The organism is Eggerthella sp. BIOML-A4 (assembly GCF_009875575.1).
GTDB classification, from domain to species: domain Bacteria; phylum Actinomycetota; class Coriobacteriia; order Coriobacteriales; family Eggerthellaceae; genus Eggerthella; species Eggerthella lenta.
On the sequence record NZ_WWRX01000009.1, the window covers coordinates 162,984 to 175,632 of the forward strand.

General features: G+C 68.2%; 11 protein-coding genes. 10 read left to right on the forward strand and 1 reads right to left on the reverse strand.

Annotated features, from left to right (window positions below; genetic code table 11):
• Positions 1–524 precede the first annotated feature (524 nt).
• Genes GT613_RS10995 through holA form a run of 3 tightly spaced genes read left to right on the forward strand, consistent with a single transcriptional unit; the run spans position 525 to position 4,535 of the window.
• The gene (locus tag GT613_RS10995; protein ID WP_009608698.1) at positions 525–1,205 is read left to right on the forward strand and encodes a ComEA family DNA-binding protein; all 681 of its coding nucleotides are present in this window, start codon (positions 525–527) and stop codon (positions 1,203–1,205) included.
• Positions 1,193–3,547 (forward strand): DNA internalization-related competence protein ComEC/Rec2, encoded by a 2,355-nt coding sequence (locus tag GT613_RS11000; RefSeq protein ID WP_226843993.1) that lies wholly within the window; start codon positions 1,193–1,195, stop codon positions 3,545–3,547. Before GT613_RS10995 ends, GT613_RS11000 begins: the two co-directional genes overlap by 13 nt.
• 10 nt (positions 3,548–3,557) lie before the next feature.
• Positions 3,558–4,535, forward strand: a complete 978-nt coding sequence (gene holA, locus GT613_RS11005; RefSeq protein WP_009608688.1) for a DNA polymerase III subunit delta — start codon at positions 3,558–3,560, stop codon at positions 4,533–4,535.
• 180 nt (positions 4,536–4,715) lie between these two features.
• On the opposite strand, the gene rpsT is transcribed toward holA, so the two are convergent.
• Positions 4,716–5,219 carry a 30S ribosomal protein S20 gene (gene rpsT, locus GT613_RS15665; protein ID WP_009608657.1) on the reverse strand — a complete coding sequence of 168 codons (504 nt, stop codon included), beginning with the start codon at positions 5,217–5,219 and terminating at the stop codon, positions 4,716–4,718.
• A 386-nt stretch (positions 5,220–5,605) separates the two neighbouring features.
• On the opposite strand from rpsT, the gene GT613_RS11015 reads away from it, so the two are divergent.
• From GT613_RS11015 to dnaJ, 7 genes are all read left to right on the forward strand, one after another.
• The gene (locus GT613_RS11015; protein WP_009608653.1) at positions 5,606–6,055 is read left to right on the forward strand and encodes a hypothetical protein; all 450 of its coding nucleotides are present in this window, start codon (positions 5,606–5,608) and stop codon (positions 6,053–6,055) included.
• Between the two features lie 100 nt (positions 6,056–6,155).
• Entirely contained in the window at positions 6,156–7,961 is a 1,806-nt protein-coding gene (gene lepA / locus GT613_RS11020; RefSeq protein ID WP_009608598.1) for a translation elongation factor 4, read from the forward strand.
• An 18-nt stretch (positions 7,962–7,979) separates the two neighbouring features.
• The gene (locus GT613_RS11025) at positions 7,980–8,174 is read left to right on the forward strand and encodes a hypothetical protein (RefSeq protein WP_009307065.1); all 195 of its coding nucleotides are present in this window, start codon (positions 7,980–7,982) and stop codon (positions 8,172–8,174) included.
• A 4-nt stretch (positions 8,175–8,178) separates the two neighbouring features.
• Positions 8,179–9,171: a tRNA dihydrouridine synthase DusB gene (gene dusB, locus GT613_RS11030; RefSeq protein ID WP_009608682.1), complete on the forward strand. Its 993-nt coding sequence runs from the start codon at positions 8,179–8,181 to the stop codon at positions 9,169–9,171.
• Between the two features lie 14 nt (positions 9,172–9,185).
• Complete coding sequence (hemW, locus tag GT613_RS11035; protein WP_009608643.1) at positions 9,186–10,298, forward strand: radical SAM family heme chaperone HemW; 1,113 nt, start codon at positions 9,186–9,188, stop codon at positions 10,296–10,298.
• 83 nt (positions 10,299–10,381) lie between these two features.
• The gene (gene hrcA / locus GT613_RS11040) at positions 10,382–11,452 is read left to right on the forward strand and encodes a heat-inducible transcriptional repressor HrcA (RefSeq protein ID WP_009608692.1); all 1,071 of its coding nucleotides are present in this window, start codon (positions 10,382–10,384) and stop codon (positions 11,450–11,452) included.
• 57 nt (positions 11,453–11,509) lie between these two features.
• Positions 11,510–12,649 (forward strand): molecular chaperone DnaJ, encoded by a 1,140-nt coding sequence (dnaJ, locus tag GT613_RS11045; protein ID WP_009608625.1) that lies wholly within the window; start codon positions 11,510–11,512, stop codon positions 12,647–12,649.

The window sequence follows — 12,649 nt, forward strand, 5'->3', positions numbered from 1 at the left end:
GCGCCGCTTTCTCTTGCCCCGTTTCGTCGTCCCGAGCGAACGCAGCTCTCGCCCTGTCATCCTGAGCGAGCGCGAGCATTCGACAGTCCAGCGGACTGTCGAACTCCCGAGCACGCGAAGCGAGCCCAGGGAGGCCCCGCGCAGCGCGGAGTCGAAGGATCCCGTGCGGCATCAGCTGGAAGCGCCGCGGCTGGCACCGCACGGAATCCTTCGACTCCGCGCTGCGCGCTCTGCTCAGGATGACGACCTGCGGTGCCCCGATCAGGATGACGGGCCCAGCGCAGCTTGTATTCGAGCTGACGAGAAGCGGGGTACTCCTCGCGCGTGATATGCGCGTGGGATTCGTTGGCGCGGCAGGTGGAAACCGCGCTGGATCGGCATCGACGGCGCGTGGAATCGGCGTTGGAAACGCGTGGAAGGTGCGCTGGAAAACGCGGCGCGTTTCGCTGGATCTGCGCCATCGGCGCGTGAGTCGGGGTCGCTATCATGGAAGGAGAGGAATCGGCGACGGGCGAGGGGGCGGCATGGGGTTTGCAGAGCGGGCGGAGTCGTGGCGGGCGAAGGCGCACCTGACCGGCGTGCGCCTGCCGGTGCTCGTGGGCGTGACGGCGCTCGCGGCCATCGTGCTCATCGCGGCGGGAGGAGCGCTGGTCAAGGCCGGAACGTCGGACGGCTTCTCGCTCTCTCGCGACGACGGCGCGGCGACTTCCGACGGTACCGACGAGGACGGCGCCGCTTCCGTGGAGGCGCGAACCGTCTTCGTGCACGTGGGAGGCGCCGTGGTCGAACCGGGGGTGCGAGAGCTGGCGGAGGGCGCGCGGGTGCAGGACGCGGTGGACGCGGCCGGAGGGTTCGCCGACGGAGCCGCCCGCGACGCGCTCAACCTGGCACGCGTGCTCGCGGACGGCGAGCAGATCGTCGTGCCGTCGCAGGAGGAGGCTGTCTTGGAGCCGGGCGCGGCCGTGGACGGCGGCGATGCGGGCTCCAGGGCGGCTGCTTCGCCGACGGGCGGCAAGATCGACCTCAATCGGGCGACGGCGGCCGAGCTCGATGCGCTGCCTGGCGTGGGGCCGTCCACGGCGGAGAAGATCGTGGCCGACCGTGAGGCGAACGGCCCCTTCCGCACGGTGGAGGATCTCAAGCGCGTGTCCGGCATCGGGGACAAGAAGTTCGCCGATCTGGCCGATCTCGTATGCGTGGGATGAGGGGCGCTGCGCGGGGCAAACCGGTCGCGCTTCCTCCGCGCCCGGCGCTGCCGCCTGTGCTGGCCTGCGCGCTTTCGCTGTGGGCATCGTGCGCGGCGGTGCTGGCCGCATCCGGATCCTGGGATGCCGGCGCATGCCTCGCCGTCGGCGCGGCCGGCATCGTCGCGAGCGTCGCATGCGCTTTCGCGCTATGGCGGCTGCCGGTGCCGATCGCGTGGGCCGCGCTGCTGGGAGCCGCGCTCGGCATCGCGCTCGCAGGCGGGTGCGCGGCCGCGCAGCACGAGGCGCAGCTGCAAGGCGACGGCCTTTCGGGACGCTGGCGATTCGAAGTCGCAGCCGACGGTTCGCAGGGCCCTTATGGCGCAACGTGCTTCGCGCGCGCGAACCTTCCCGACATCGGAGCCGTTACGGTGCGGCTTAGGTTCGAGGAAGGCGAGGACCCTCCGCGTTACGGCGACGTGCTGGAGGCCGACGCGACGCTCTCCGCGCCGGGCGGGTCGTCGGCGGCATACTGCTGGCGGCAGGGCGCGGTGCTCGAAGGCACGGCGCGCCGAGTCGTGAGCTGCGAGCGTGCCGACGCCCTCGGTATCTTGACAGGGCTTCGCAATCGCGCGATCGACCTGATCGCCGATGAGGGGACCGACGACGGGGCCGCGGTGCTCGCCGCGCTCGTGTGCGGATGGCGCGGCGCCCTCGAGGTAGGTGACGCGTACGCCGCCTACCAGACCAGCGGGCTTGCGCATCTCGTGGCGGTGTCGGGGGCGCACCTGTCCATCGTCGCCGGCTGCGCAGCCGCGCTCTTGCGTGCGCTGCGCGTTCCCCGGCGCGCCGGAGCCGTCCTGCAGGCGTCGTTTCTGCTGGGCTTCCTCGTGCTGGCGGCCGCGCCCTCGTCGGCCGTGCGCGCGGCCGTCATGGCGTTCGCCGGCATGTTCGCGTTCACGGCGCGGCGGCGGCCGGCGGCGCTCAGCGCGCTGGCCGTATGCATGATCGGCTGCATCGCGCTCGATCCGCGCACGGCGCTGGCGGTCTCGTTCGCGCTGTCGGCGCTCTCGACGCTCGGCATCGTACTGTTCGCAGGGCTTTTCCAGGCGTGGATCGCGCAGTGCTTCCAGCGCGCTCCGCGCCTGGCGCGCGAGGCGCTCTCGCTTACCGCCGCTTCGAGCCTTGCGGCCGCGCCGCTCGCCGCATCGCTGTTCTCGCAGGTGCCGGTTGTGGCGCCGCTGGCCAACGTAGCGGCCGCGCCGCTGTTTCCCGTAGTCTGCGCCGGCGGGTTCGCGGCGGTGCTGGCATCCTTGGCCGTTCCTGCCGTCGCGCCGGCGTTGATCGGATTCGCGTCGATGGGCACAGGCGCCCTCACTGCCGTCGTGCGCGCGCTCGCGAGCGTCCCCTACGCGAGCCTGCCTGCGAGCGTGCCCCTCGCCGGGGCGCTTCTGGCGTCGGCGGCATGCGCGGCGGCGCTGTGGCTGGCGTGGCCGCGTCCGAGCCGTCGTCGCGCGTTCGGTCTGGTCGCGGCGGCGGCGTGCGTCATGATCGGGACGGTCGTCGTCGCCCCGCGCCTTTCGGGCGACGAGATCGTCATGCTGGACGTGGGGCAGGGCGACGCGTTCCTGGTGCGGAGCCGGGGGACGGCCGTCCTGATCGACACCGGCAACCAGGACAGGATGCTGCGCGAGGCGCTCGCACGGCATGGAGCGTACCGCCTCGACGCGGTGGTGATCACCCACGGCGACGACGACCATAAAGGATCGCTCGCCTCGCTTGCGGGCGTCGTGGACGTGCGACGCGTGCTCGTCGCCCAGGACGCGCTCTCGTGCGGCTGCGAAGCGTGCGTCTCGCTCGTCGCCGACGCGCGCAAGCTCGCGGGCGACGGGGGAGTCGTCGGGCTTCGGCAGGGAGATGCGCTTCAGGTGGGCTCCTTCGACTTGCAGACAGTGTGGCCCGAGCGGTTCTCCGACGAAGGGGGCAACGCCGACAGCCTGTGCCTTGTCGCCGATGCGGACATCGACGGCGACGGCGCATCCGAGTGGCGTGCGCTTTTCACGGGAGACGCCGAGCGCGACCAGCTGCGCGCGCTCATCGACGAAGGGCTTGTGGACTCCGTCGACCTCTACAAGGTGGGCCATCACGGATCCAAGAACGCCCTCGACGACGAGGAGGCCGCCGTCCTTTCTCCTCGCATCGCGTTGGTCAGCGCAGGGGCGCGCAACCGCTACGGCCATCCGGCGCAGGACACGCTCGATCGGCTCGAGGCCGCGGGCGCACGCGTCTTCCGCACCGACGAGCAGGGAGATGTTTCGTGCAAATTGACCGCCGACCGGATCGAGGTGGATACCCTGCGTTAGAATGAACGGCATGGCTACTCAAAAGAAACAAGAAGCTCCGCTGCTGCCCGTCTACCTTATCGTAGGCGAGGACGCGCTCAAGCGCGACACCGTGATGAAGCGCCTACGCGCGCGCCTGTCCTCGATGGGCGATCTGTCGTTCAACGCCGACGAGTTCGACGGCGAGACGGCGCAGGGCGGAGACATCGTCACGGCCTGCAACACCGTGCCGTTCGCGAGCCCCGTGCGTCTCGTAGAGGTGCGCGCGGTCGACAAGCTGAAGAAAGCCGATGCCGAACAGCTCGTGAGCTATCTCGGTTCGCCGAACGGCTCCACGGTGCTCGCGCTCGTCGCCGAGAAGCTGGCGAAGAACACGCGCCTGTACAAGGCCGTGGCCGCCTGCGGCAAGACGGCGGTTATCGATTGCGCACCGCTCAAGCGCTACGAGCTGCCCCGAACGGTGCGCTCGATGGCCGTGACCCACGGCGTCACGCTCACCGAGGGCGCAGCCGTCAAGCTCGTCGACCTCGTCGGCGAGGACACGGTGCATCTCGACAGCGAGCTCAAAAAGATCGCGCTCGCGCATCGCGGCACCGACGCGGTGAACGAGCACGAGATCGTCGACATGGTCAGCCGCACCGCCGAGGTGAAGCCTTGGGAGTTCGTCGACGCCTTTGCGGCGCGAGACGTGCGCAAGTGCCTGCTGTACCTGGGTCGTATGGATTCCGTGTCGCCCCACGCGCTGCTGGCCATGTGCACGACGCGTCTGCGCGAGCTTGTCTGCGCGCGCTCGATGGCCGATCGCGGCAATCCCCGCGGCGTGGCCGCGGCGCTCAAAGCGCCCGACTGGCGCGTGAAGAACCATGTCAACTGGGCCCGCGGCTTCACTGCCGCCGAACTGCGGCGCGCCATCATCTCTTCGCGTGACACCGAGCGCGCGATGAAGAGCGGCGCCGATCCCAGGAGCGCTTTCCTGGACTGGGTGCTGGCGGTGACGGCGAGGCGCTAGCGTTTCAGGTTGTCGTCAAAAATGCAAGCAGAACGCTCGCTCGGGATGACAGCGGGGACAATCCGCGGTTTCCGCTCAGGATAACAGCCCTCTAACGCGAAGGAGCCCCGGATTTCCGGGGCTCCTTCGCTCTTGATATGCGGACGGATCGCAGGGCGAGTGCCGTATGCGCATGGATCGTTATTCGGCGGCAGCTTCCTCGGCGCCTTCGGCAGCCTCGGCCTTGGCGGCCTCTTCGGCTTCCTTGGCCTTGCGCTTCTGAGCGGCGGCCTCTTCCTTGAGCTGCTTCTCGCGGCGCTTGGCCTTCTCTTCGGAAGCGGCCTTCATCTCGGCGAGACGGGCGGCCTTGCGCTCGGCCTTCTTGGAGCCGGTCTTCTGCTCCTTCTTGGCCGGCTTCACGTAGGCGGCGCGATCGGCGTCGGTGGCAACCGTGTTGGCCAGGGCCATGATGCCGCTCTTGCGGTTCGCAGCCTGGTTCTTGTGGATGACGCCCTTCGAGGCGGCCTTGTCCATCAGGCGGCACGCGGCGCACGCGGCGGCGTAGGCCTCGGCGCCGTTGCCGGCGGCGACGGCGTCCTTCATGCGACGGGTCGCGGTCTTGAGCTCGCTTTTGACCGCGCGGTTGCGCATGCGGGACTTCTCGTTGGTGATGATGCGCTTCTTCTGGCTTTTGATGTTCGCCATGGGTGATGTTCCTCCAATTTGCAAAACCTGTCTGATACCGTGCGTTTCCGGCGATGCGGAGCGTTTGGCGATCTCGAGAGTCGCAACTGCACGGTGACGACAGCCTCGCATGCGATCCCCTTCGGGGGAACCATGGCGCGCCCGCGCAGGCGGGCAGCCTCGATGCATGGTGAAACAGGCGGGATTTCTCTGTTTCGCGGACCAATCGGTCACCGGCACGTACGAATCTTGAAGCGCAGCCACGTCTGCAGATCGGCGATGAAACCATCGCGCGAACGTATTTGCCGGATACACAATGCGATAGAATAGCAAACGTTGAGCGCTTTTTCACGCACAAATGCAAAATCGCGCACGTTTCTCCATCAACCTGGGAAAAGGAGCCTTCCATGCACCGTTGCGACTTTCGCTTGCCCGTCCGCGTACTGGCCGCCGCCGCGCTGCCCCTCATGGGCGCTGTGACCCTCGCAGGATGCTCCGGCGCGTCCCAGCATCAGGTGATCGACCGGAACGTCGCCTGCTCCTCATGCCATTCCGACGAGAAGCCCGTCTACGAAGGAGCGACGGTGCCCTCGGAAACCGTTGAGAGCGGGTCGCGGGTGCAGGTCAAGACATCGGGAGCCGCGGTTGCCGTCGTCGCGCGACCCGTGTTCACTGCCGAGGACGGCTCGGGTTTCGTGCCTGTGATCGATTCGTCCGTCGCCTTGGACGGGGGAGAGGCGGTCGTGGAGCTGGAGGACGGCCTCTGGGCGCTGTGCCTGGACGAGGGCGACAAGGCTCGCGCCAAGCTCGTGCGCGTCGATTCCGCGAGCGATGCGACCGCTGTCGTGGAACTGTAGCGCGCGAACCCTGTCCGCAGCGCGCGAATAGGGTAGAATAGGCTCCGTTTTCCCGAAGCGCCCGCATGCGTGCGAGCGCGCGTCATTTGAAAGACAGGCTATGACCACCGATCCGAACTTCATCCGCAACTTCTCCATCATCGCGCACATCGACCATGGCAAGTCGACGCTGTCCGACCGCGTCCTCGAGCTCACGGGCACGGTGGCCAGCCGCGACATGCAGGCCCAGCTGCTCGACAGCATGGACATCGAGCGCGAGCGCGGCATCACCATCAAAAGCCAGGCCGTGCGCGTGGACTACACGGCCGACGACGGCCAGACCTACCAGTTCAACCTCATCGATACGCCCGGCCACGTCGACTTCACCTACGAGGTGAGCCGAAGCCTCGCCGCGTGCGAGGGCGCCGTGCTCGTGGTGGACGCCACCCAGGGCGTGGAGGCGCAGACCGTGGCCAACGCCATGATGGCCATGAACGCGAACCTCGACATCATCCCGCTCATCAACAAGATAGACCTTCCCGCGGCCGAGCCCGACCGCGTGCGCGAGGAGATCGAGGAGGGCCTGGCCATCCCCGCCGACGATGCGGTGCTCGCGTCCGGCAAAACGGGCGAGGGCGTGCACGATCTGCTGGAGGCCGTGGTGTACAACATTCCCGCGCCCGTCGGGGACGCCGACGCCCCCTTGCGCGCGCTCATCTTCGATTCGTACTTCGATCCGTACCGCGGCGTGGTGGCGCTCGTGCGCGTGGTGGACGGCGCCGTGAAGAAGGGCGACAGGGTGCTCATGATGGCCACCGGCACCGAGGTGCTGGTGGAAGAGGTGGGAGCGCGCCGCCCGGCCGAGACGCCGCTACCGGAGCTGTCGGTGGGCGAGGTGGGCTACCTGGTCACCGGCCTGAAGGACGTGCGCCAGGTGAAGGTGGGCGATACCATCACCGCCGTGCGCGGCGGCGTGGATGAGCCGCTGCCGGGATACCGCGACGCCAAGCCCATGGTGTACACGGGCCTGTTCCCCCTCGACGGCGACCAGTACGAGCCTCTGAAGGAGGCGCTGGAGAAGCTGTCGCTCAACGACCCGGCGCTGGCCTGGGAGCCGGAGAAGTCGCACGCGCTGGGCTTCGGCTTCCGCGTGGGCTTCTTGGGCCTGCTGCACATGGAAGTCATCAAGGAACGCCTCGAGCGCGAGTTCGGCCTCGACCTTCTGGCAACGGCGCCCAGCGTGGAGTACCACGTGTACCGCCAGGGCGGCGAGATGATCTCGCTGCACTCGCCCCAGGAGATGCCCGACCCCGGCGAGATCGAGCGCATCGAGGAACCCTATCTCAAGGCGAAGATCCTCATTCCGCCCGACTACGTGGGCGCGGTCATGGAGCTGACCACGGCACGGCGCGGCACCTTCGTCACCATGAACTATCTGTCTCCCACGACGGTGGAGATGCTGTGGGAGATCCCGTTGTCGGAGCTTATCATGGACTATTTCGATAAGCTTAAGTCGAACACGAAGGGCTACGCCTCGCTCGACTACGACTTCGACGACTACAAGCCCTCGAAGCTGGTGAAGCTGGACATACTGCTTTCGGGCAAGCCCATCGACGCGCTGTCGTTCATCGTGCACAAGGACAAGGCGTACGATCGCGGACGCGTGCTGACGGAGAAACTCAAGGAGATCATTCCGCGCCAGATGTTCGAGGTGCCCATCCAGGCAGCCATCGGCGGGCGCGTGCTGGCGCGCGAGACGGTGAAGGCGAAGCGCAAGGACGTGCTGGCGAAGTGCTACGGCGGCGACATCAGCCGCAAGCGCAAGCTGCTGGAAAAGCAGAAGGCCGGCAAGAAGCGCATGAAGAACATCGGCAACGTGGAAGTTCCGCAGGAGGCGTTCATGGCCATCCTGAAGGTGGACGACTGATGCAGATAGGTTGAGAGCATGGCACGCAAAGACGATTTCGATTGGCTGGACGACCCGTTCGACGAGAAGAAGGCCGCGAAGGACGAGATGCGCGCCGCCACGTCGGGCGGCACCAAGCTCGCGCTGGGCTGCGGCTGTTTGATCGCCGTCGTGGGCATCGTCGTGCTGCTGGGGTTCGTCTTGGTCAACATGGCCGAGATCATGGCTTCGTAGCGCCATGGAGGATATGCACGCGTTCTTCCGGAGCCGCCGTCTGCTGCTCGCCCCCATGGCGGGCGTGAGCGACGAGGCGTTCCGCACGCTCTGCCGCGAGCAGGGCGCCGACCTCACCTACACCGAGATGGTGTCGGCCAAGGGTCTTTCCTACGCGAACGAGAAGACGCGGCATCTGCTGCGCCTCGCGCCGGGGGAGGACCAGGTGGCCGTGCAGCTGTTCGGCCACGAGCCCGACACGATGGCCGCCCAAGCTGCGTGGATCGAGCGCGAGATGGGGCAGTCGCTGGCCTACCTCGACATCAACATGGGCTGTCCGGCCAGAAAGATCGTGTCGAAGGGCGACGGCTCGGCGCTCATGAAGGATCCGGCGCTGGCCGCCTCCATCGTGCGCGCGGTGCGCGCAGCGGTGAGCCGCCCCGTCACGGTGAAGTTCCGTCGAGGGTGGGCCGAGGGCGACGAAACCGCCCCCGAGTTCGCTCGGAGGATGGAGGACGCGGGCGCCTGCGCCATAGCCGTGCACGGGCGCTATGCCGAGCAGCTGTACCGCGGGCGCGCCGAGTGGGGGGCTATCGCGCGGGTGAAGGAGGCCGTGAGCGTGCCCGTCGTGGGCAACGGCGACGTGAGAAGCGGCGCCGACGCCGTGGCCATCACGGAGCGCACCGGCTGCGACGCCGTGATGATCGCGCGTGCCGCCGAGGGAAACCCTTGGCTGTTCGCCCAGGCCAAGGCTGCGCTTGCGGGTGAGCCGGAGCCTGACGGGCCAACCGTGGAGGAGCGCATCGCGCTCGCGCGCCGCCACGCGCGGCTGCTCAGCGCGCGTGAAGGCAGGAACATCGTGCGCATGCGCAAGCACGCCATGTGGTACCTGGCGGGCCTTCCCGGCGCCGCCGCCGCGCGCGGCAAGATCAACGGCTGCGTGTCCGTGGAGGATTTCGACGAAGTGTTCGACGAGCTGCTGGCGTGCGCGCGCGAGCATGCCGCCGCCCACGAGTGAGGGGAGGGACGCCCATGCCGCACGATCCGTACAAGGCGCTGTACCTGCATCTTCCGTTCTGCGTGAAGCGGTGCGCCTACTGCGACTTCGCCACGGCGGCCGTGCCCGCCGGCGCGCCCGAAATCGAAGCGTACGTGGAGGATCTCAGCCTTCAGATCCGCCGCAAGGCTAAGGAGGGCGAGCTGGGGGCGGTCGAGACGGTGTACCTCGGCGGCGGCACGCCCAGCCATGTGGGGCTGGCGGGCCTGTCGATGCTGCTGTACACGCTGTCGCTGTCGATGCACCTCACCGACGAGGTAGAATGCACGATGGAGGCGAATCCCGAGAGCCTCACCGAGCGTATGGTGCGCGACATCTGGGCGCTCGGCGTGAACCGTCTGTCCATCGGCGTGCAGAGCTTCGACGACGACGTTCTGCGCACGCTCGGCCGCGCGCATTCCTCCGATGACGCCCGCCGCGCCATCGAGGCGGCGCGCACCCGGTTCGAGAACGTGAGCGTCGATCTCATGTGCGGCATCCCCGGCCAGAGCGCGGAGAGCTTCGAGGCGAGCGCGCGCGAGGCCGTGCGCCTCGGCGCGACGCACGTGAGCGTGTACCCGCTCACCGTCGAGCCGCACACGCCCTTCGACGCCGCGGTGCTGGCGGGCGAGCTGGAGGAGCCCGACGACGACGTGGAGGCCGCGCACATGCAGATCGCCGCGCGCGTGCTGGATTCGGAGGGCTTCGAGCGCTACGAGGTGGCCAGCTACGCCCGCCCCGGCTTTGCATGCCGCCACAACATCGCGTACTGGACGGGCGTGCCCTACCTGGGTCTCGGCCGTTCGGCCGCCACGATGACGCAGAACGCGCAGCGTCGCATGCGGGTGAAGGACGGCCAGGTGACCGACGACCTCGACTCGCGCCAGATGGTCGCCGAGGACCTCATGCTGGGCATGCGCATGACCGCGGGCGTGTCCGACGAGCACGCCGCCCGCGCCGCGGAGTTGCTGCCCGAGGCGACGACGGTGCTGGCCGACTTGGAGCGGCAGGGGCTCGTCGAGCACGAAGGCGGCCGCTGGCGGCCCACCGAGCGCGGTTGGCTCTGCGGCAACGAGCTGTACGGCGCCCTGTTCGATCTGGCCGACTGACACGCGCGCTCCTTGTGCGTCTCCCGTCGAGTTTCTCCATAATTTCCGCCTGTTGTTAGCACTCTCGGCTTTCGGCTGCTAATATGATGCGTTACTATGGTTCAGGTAAGCCGACTGGCGAGAGAGGTAGGTGGAGGAGCGTGCTTTCGGATCGAAGGCAACGGGTGCTGAGCGCCCTCATCGAAGAATACGTCGCGCGCGCCCTACCCGTGGGGTCGCGCACGTTGACGGAGCGCTACCAGTTGGGCGTCAGCCCGGCCACGGTGCGCAACGAGCTGTCCGTCCTCGAGGACGGCGGCTACATCACGCAGCCGCACACGTCCGCCGGGCGCATTCCGACCGACTTCGGCTACCGTGCGTTCGTCGACAACCTGCTGGCGTCCGATCTTGCCGGCGACGACGAGCGCTACCGGCCTGTGGTGGACCAGCTGCGCCGCAGCGCAAGCGAGCTGGACGCGCTTCTGGAGCAGACGTCGTCGGCTCTCACGCGCCTTACCGACTGCCTGTCCATCGTGCTGGCTCCGTCGGTGCTGAACCTGCACATCAAGCAGCTGTCCCTCATCTCGCTGTCGCCGTACCGCGCCCTCGTGGTGTTGGTCACCGAGGACGGCCAGGTGTTCAACCGCCAGATGGACTTCGCCGAGGAGGTGTCGCCCGACGAGCTGGCGCGCGTGCAGCGCTTCCTCGCCGAGGTGATGGGCGGCAAGTCGCTGCAGGAGATCGAGGACGGCCTGGGCGAGGGCATGGCGGAGGCGTTCCGCGACCCGCTCGTGCGCATGGCGTTGGACGAGGTGCTGTCGTGCTTGCAGGAAGGCGACGCGTCGCGCACGCATCGCCTCGGCGTGAGCTCGCTTCTGACGAAGCCCGAGTTCAGCCAGTCCCAGGCGCTGCTGCCCGTCATGCAGGTGCTCGAGGACGACACGGTGCTGCTGCAGATCCTCGACGACGCCGCCCGGCAGGGCTCGGGCGCGCCCAGCGTGCGCATCGGGCGCGAGAACGACGCGGCCGCGCTAGCGGGCGTGTCGGTGGTGGCCAGCCGCTACGGGCGAGGCGCGTCGGCGGGGGTCGTCGCCGTGGTGGGTCCCACGCGCATGGATTATTCCAAGGTTATACAGGCGGTGCGCATCGCAAGCGCGGCGCTGGAGGACGTGTAAACGACATGGGAGGCGGCGCGTCCTGCGCCGTCTATGAGGAAAGGTAACGAGCGTACAATGGCGAAGGATCTGTACGAAGTTCTGGGCGTGTCCCGCGAGGCGACCGAAGACGAGATCAAGAAGGCGTTCCGTCGGCGCGCGCGCGAGCTTCACCCGGACGTGAACAAGGCGCCCGATGCCGAGGACCAGTTCAAAGAGCTGAACGAGGCCTACGACGTGCTGTCCGACGCGCAGAAGCGCAGCGCATACGATCGCTTCGGCACGGTTCCCGGCGCGGCCGGCGGCGGCAGCCCCTACGGAGGCGGCGGCTACGTCGACTTCGAGGACCTGTTCGGCGGCGGATTCGGCATGGGCGACATCTTCAGCTCCTTCTTCGGCGGGCAGGCCGCCGGCCGCGCGCCTATGCGCAAGGAAGGTCGTGACATGGGCGTGGGCCTGCGCCTGACGCTGGAGGAAGTGGCCGCGGGCGCCAAGAAGGAGATCGTGTACGATCGCCTGGCGCCGTGCCCCGACTGCGAAGGGTCGGGCCTCGGCCCCGACGGCCGCGAGATCACCTGCCCCGATTGCCACGGCCAAGGCCGCGTGGTCACCATCCAGCACACCTTCCTCGGCGACATGCAGACGGCCACCACGTGCAAGACCTGCGGCGGCACCGGCCACACCATCGAGAACCCGTGCCCCGAGTGCGAGGGGCAGGGCCGCGTGCCCGACCGCCAGCGCGTTACCGTCGAGGTGCCCGTGGGCATTCGCGACGCCCAGCAGCTGCGCCTGTCCGGTTTCGGCGAGGCCGGCATGCACGGCGCCCGCCCGGGCGACCTCATCGTTACGTGCCGCATCCAGCCGCACGAGTTCTTCGAGCGCGACGGCGACAACCTGCATGCGCGCGCGAACGTTTCCATCGTACAGGCCACCCTCGGCGCCGAGATCGAGATCGACGGCATCTTCGAGGACGAGAAGGTGCAGGTGCGCATTCCCGAAGGCTGCCAGAACGAGCAGGTGGTTCGCGTGAAGGGCTTCGGCATGCCGAAGTTCCGCAGCGAGTCGCGCGGCGACATGTACGTGCACGTGAACGTCGTGGTGCCCAAGAAGGTGACGAAGAAGCAGCGCGAGCTGCTGGAGAAGCTGGCCGAGGAGCTGGGCGAGGACGTGGCCGACGAGCGCACCCCGCTTCAGAAGCTCCGCGACGCGTTCAACTAG

What these genes read in the sequence shown, in the direction of transcription:
- holA (WP_009608688.1), top strand. Translation starts at nt 3,558, where the DNA reads ATGGCTACTCAAAAGAAACAAGAAGCTCCGCTGCTGCCCGTCTACCTT.
- hrcA (WP_009608692.1), top strand. Translation starts at nt 10,382, where the DNA reads ATGATGCGTTACTATGGTTCAGGTAAGCCGACTGGCGAGAGAGGTAGG.
- hemW (WP_009608643.1), top strand. Translation starts at nt 9,186, where the DNA reads ATGCCGCACGATCCGTACAAGGCGCTGTACCTGCATCTTCCGTTCTGC.
- GT613_RS11000 (WP_226843993.1), top strand. Translation starts at nt 1,193, where the DNA reads ATGCGTGGGATGAGGGGCGCTGCGCGGGGCAAACCGGTCGCGCTTCCT.
- lepA (WP_009608598.1), top strand. Translation starts at nt 6,156, where the DNA reads ATGACCACCGATCCGAACTTCATCCGCAACTTCTCCATCATCGCGCAC.
- dnaJ (WP_009608625.1), top strand. Translation starts at nt 11,510, where the DNA reads ATGGCGAAGGATCTGTACGAAGTTCTGGGCGTGTCCCGCGAGGCGACC.
- rpsT (WP_009608657.1), bottom strand. Translation starts at nt 5,219, where the DNA reads ATGGCGAACATCAAAAGCCAGAAGAAGCGCATCATCACCAACGAGAAG.
- GT613_RS11025 (WP_009307065.1), top strand. Translation starts at nt 7,980, where the DNA reads ATGGCACGCAAAGACGATTTCGATTGGCTGGACGACCCGTTCGACGAG.
- GT613_RS11015 (WP_009608653.1), top strand. Translation starts at nt 5,606, where the DNA reads ATGCACCGTTGCGACTTTCGCTTGCCCGTCCGCGTACTGGCCGCCGCC.
- dusB (WP_009608682.1), top strand. Translation starts at nt 8,179, where the DNA reads ATGGAGGATATGCACGCGTTCTTCCGGAGCCGCCGTCTGCTGCTCGCC.
- GT613_RS10995 (WP_009608698.1), top strand. Translation starts at nt 525, where the DNA reads ATGGGGTTTGCAGAGCGGGCGGAGTCGTGGCGGGCGAAGGCGCACCTG.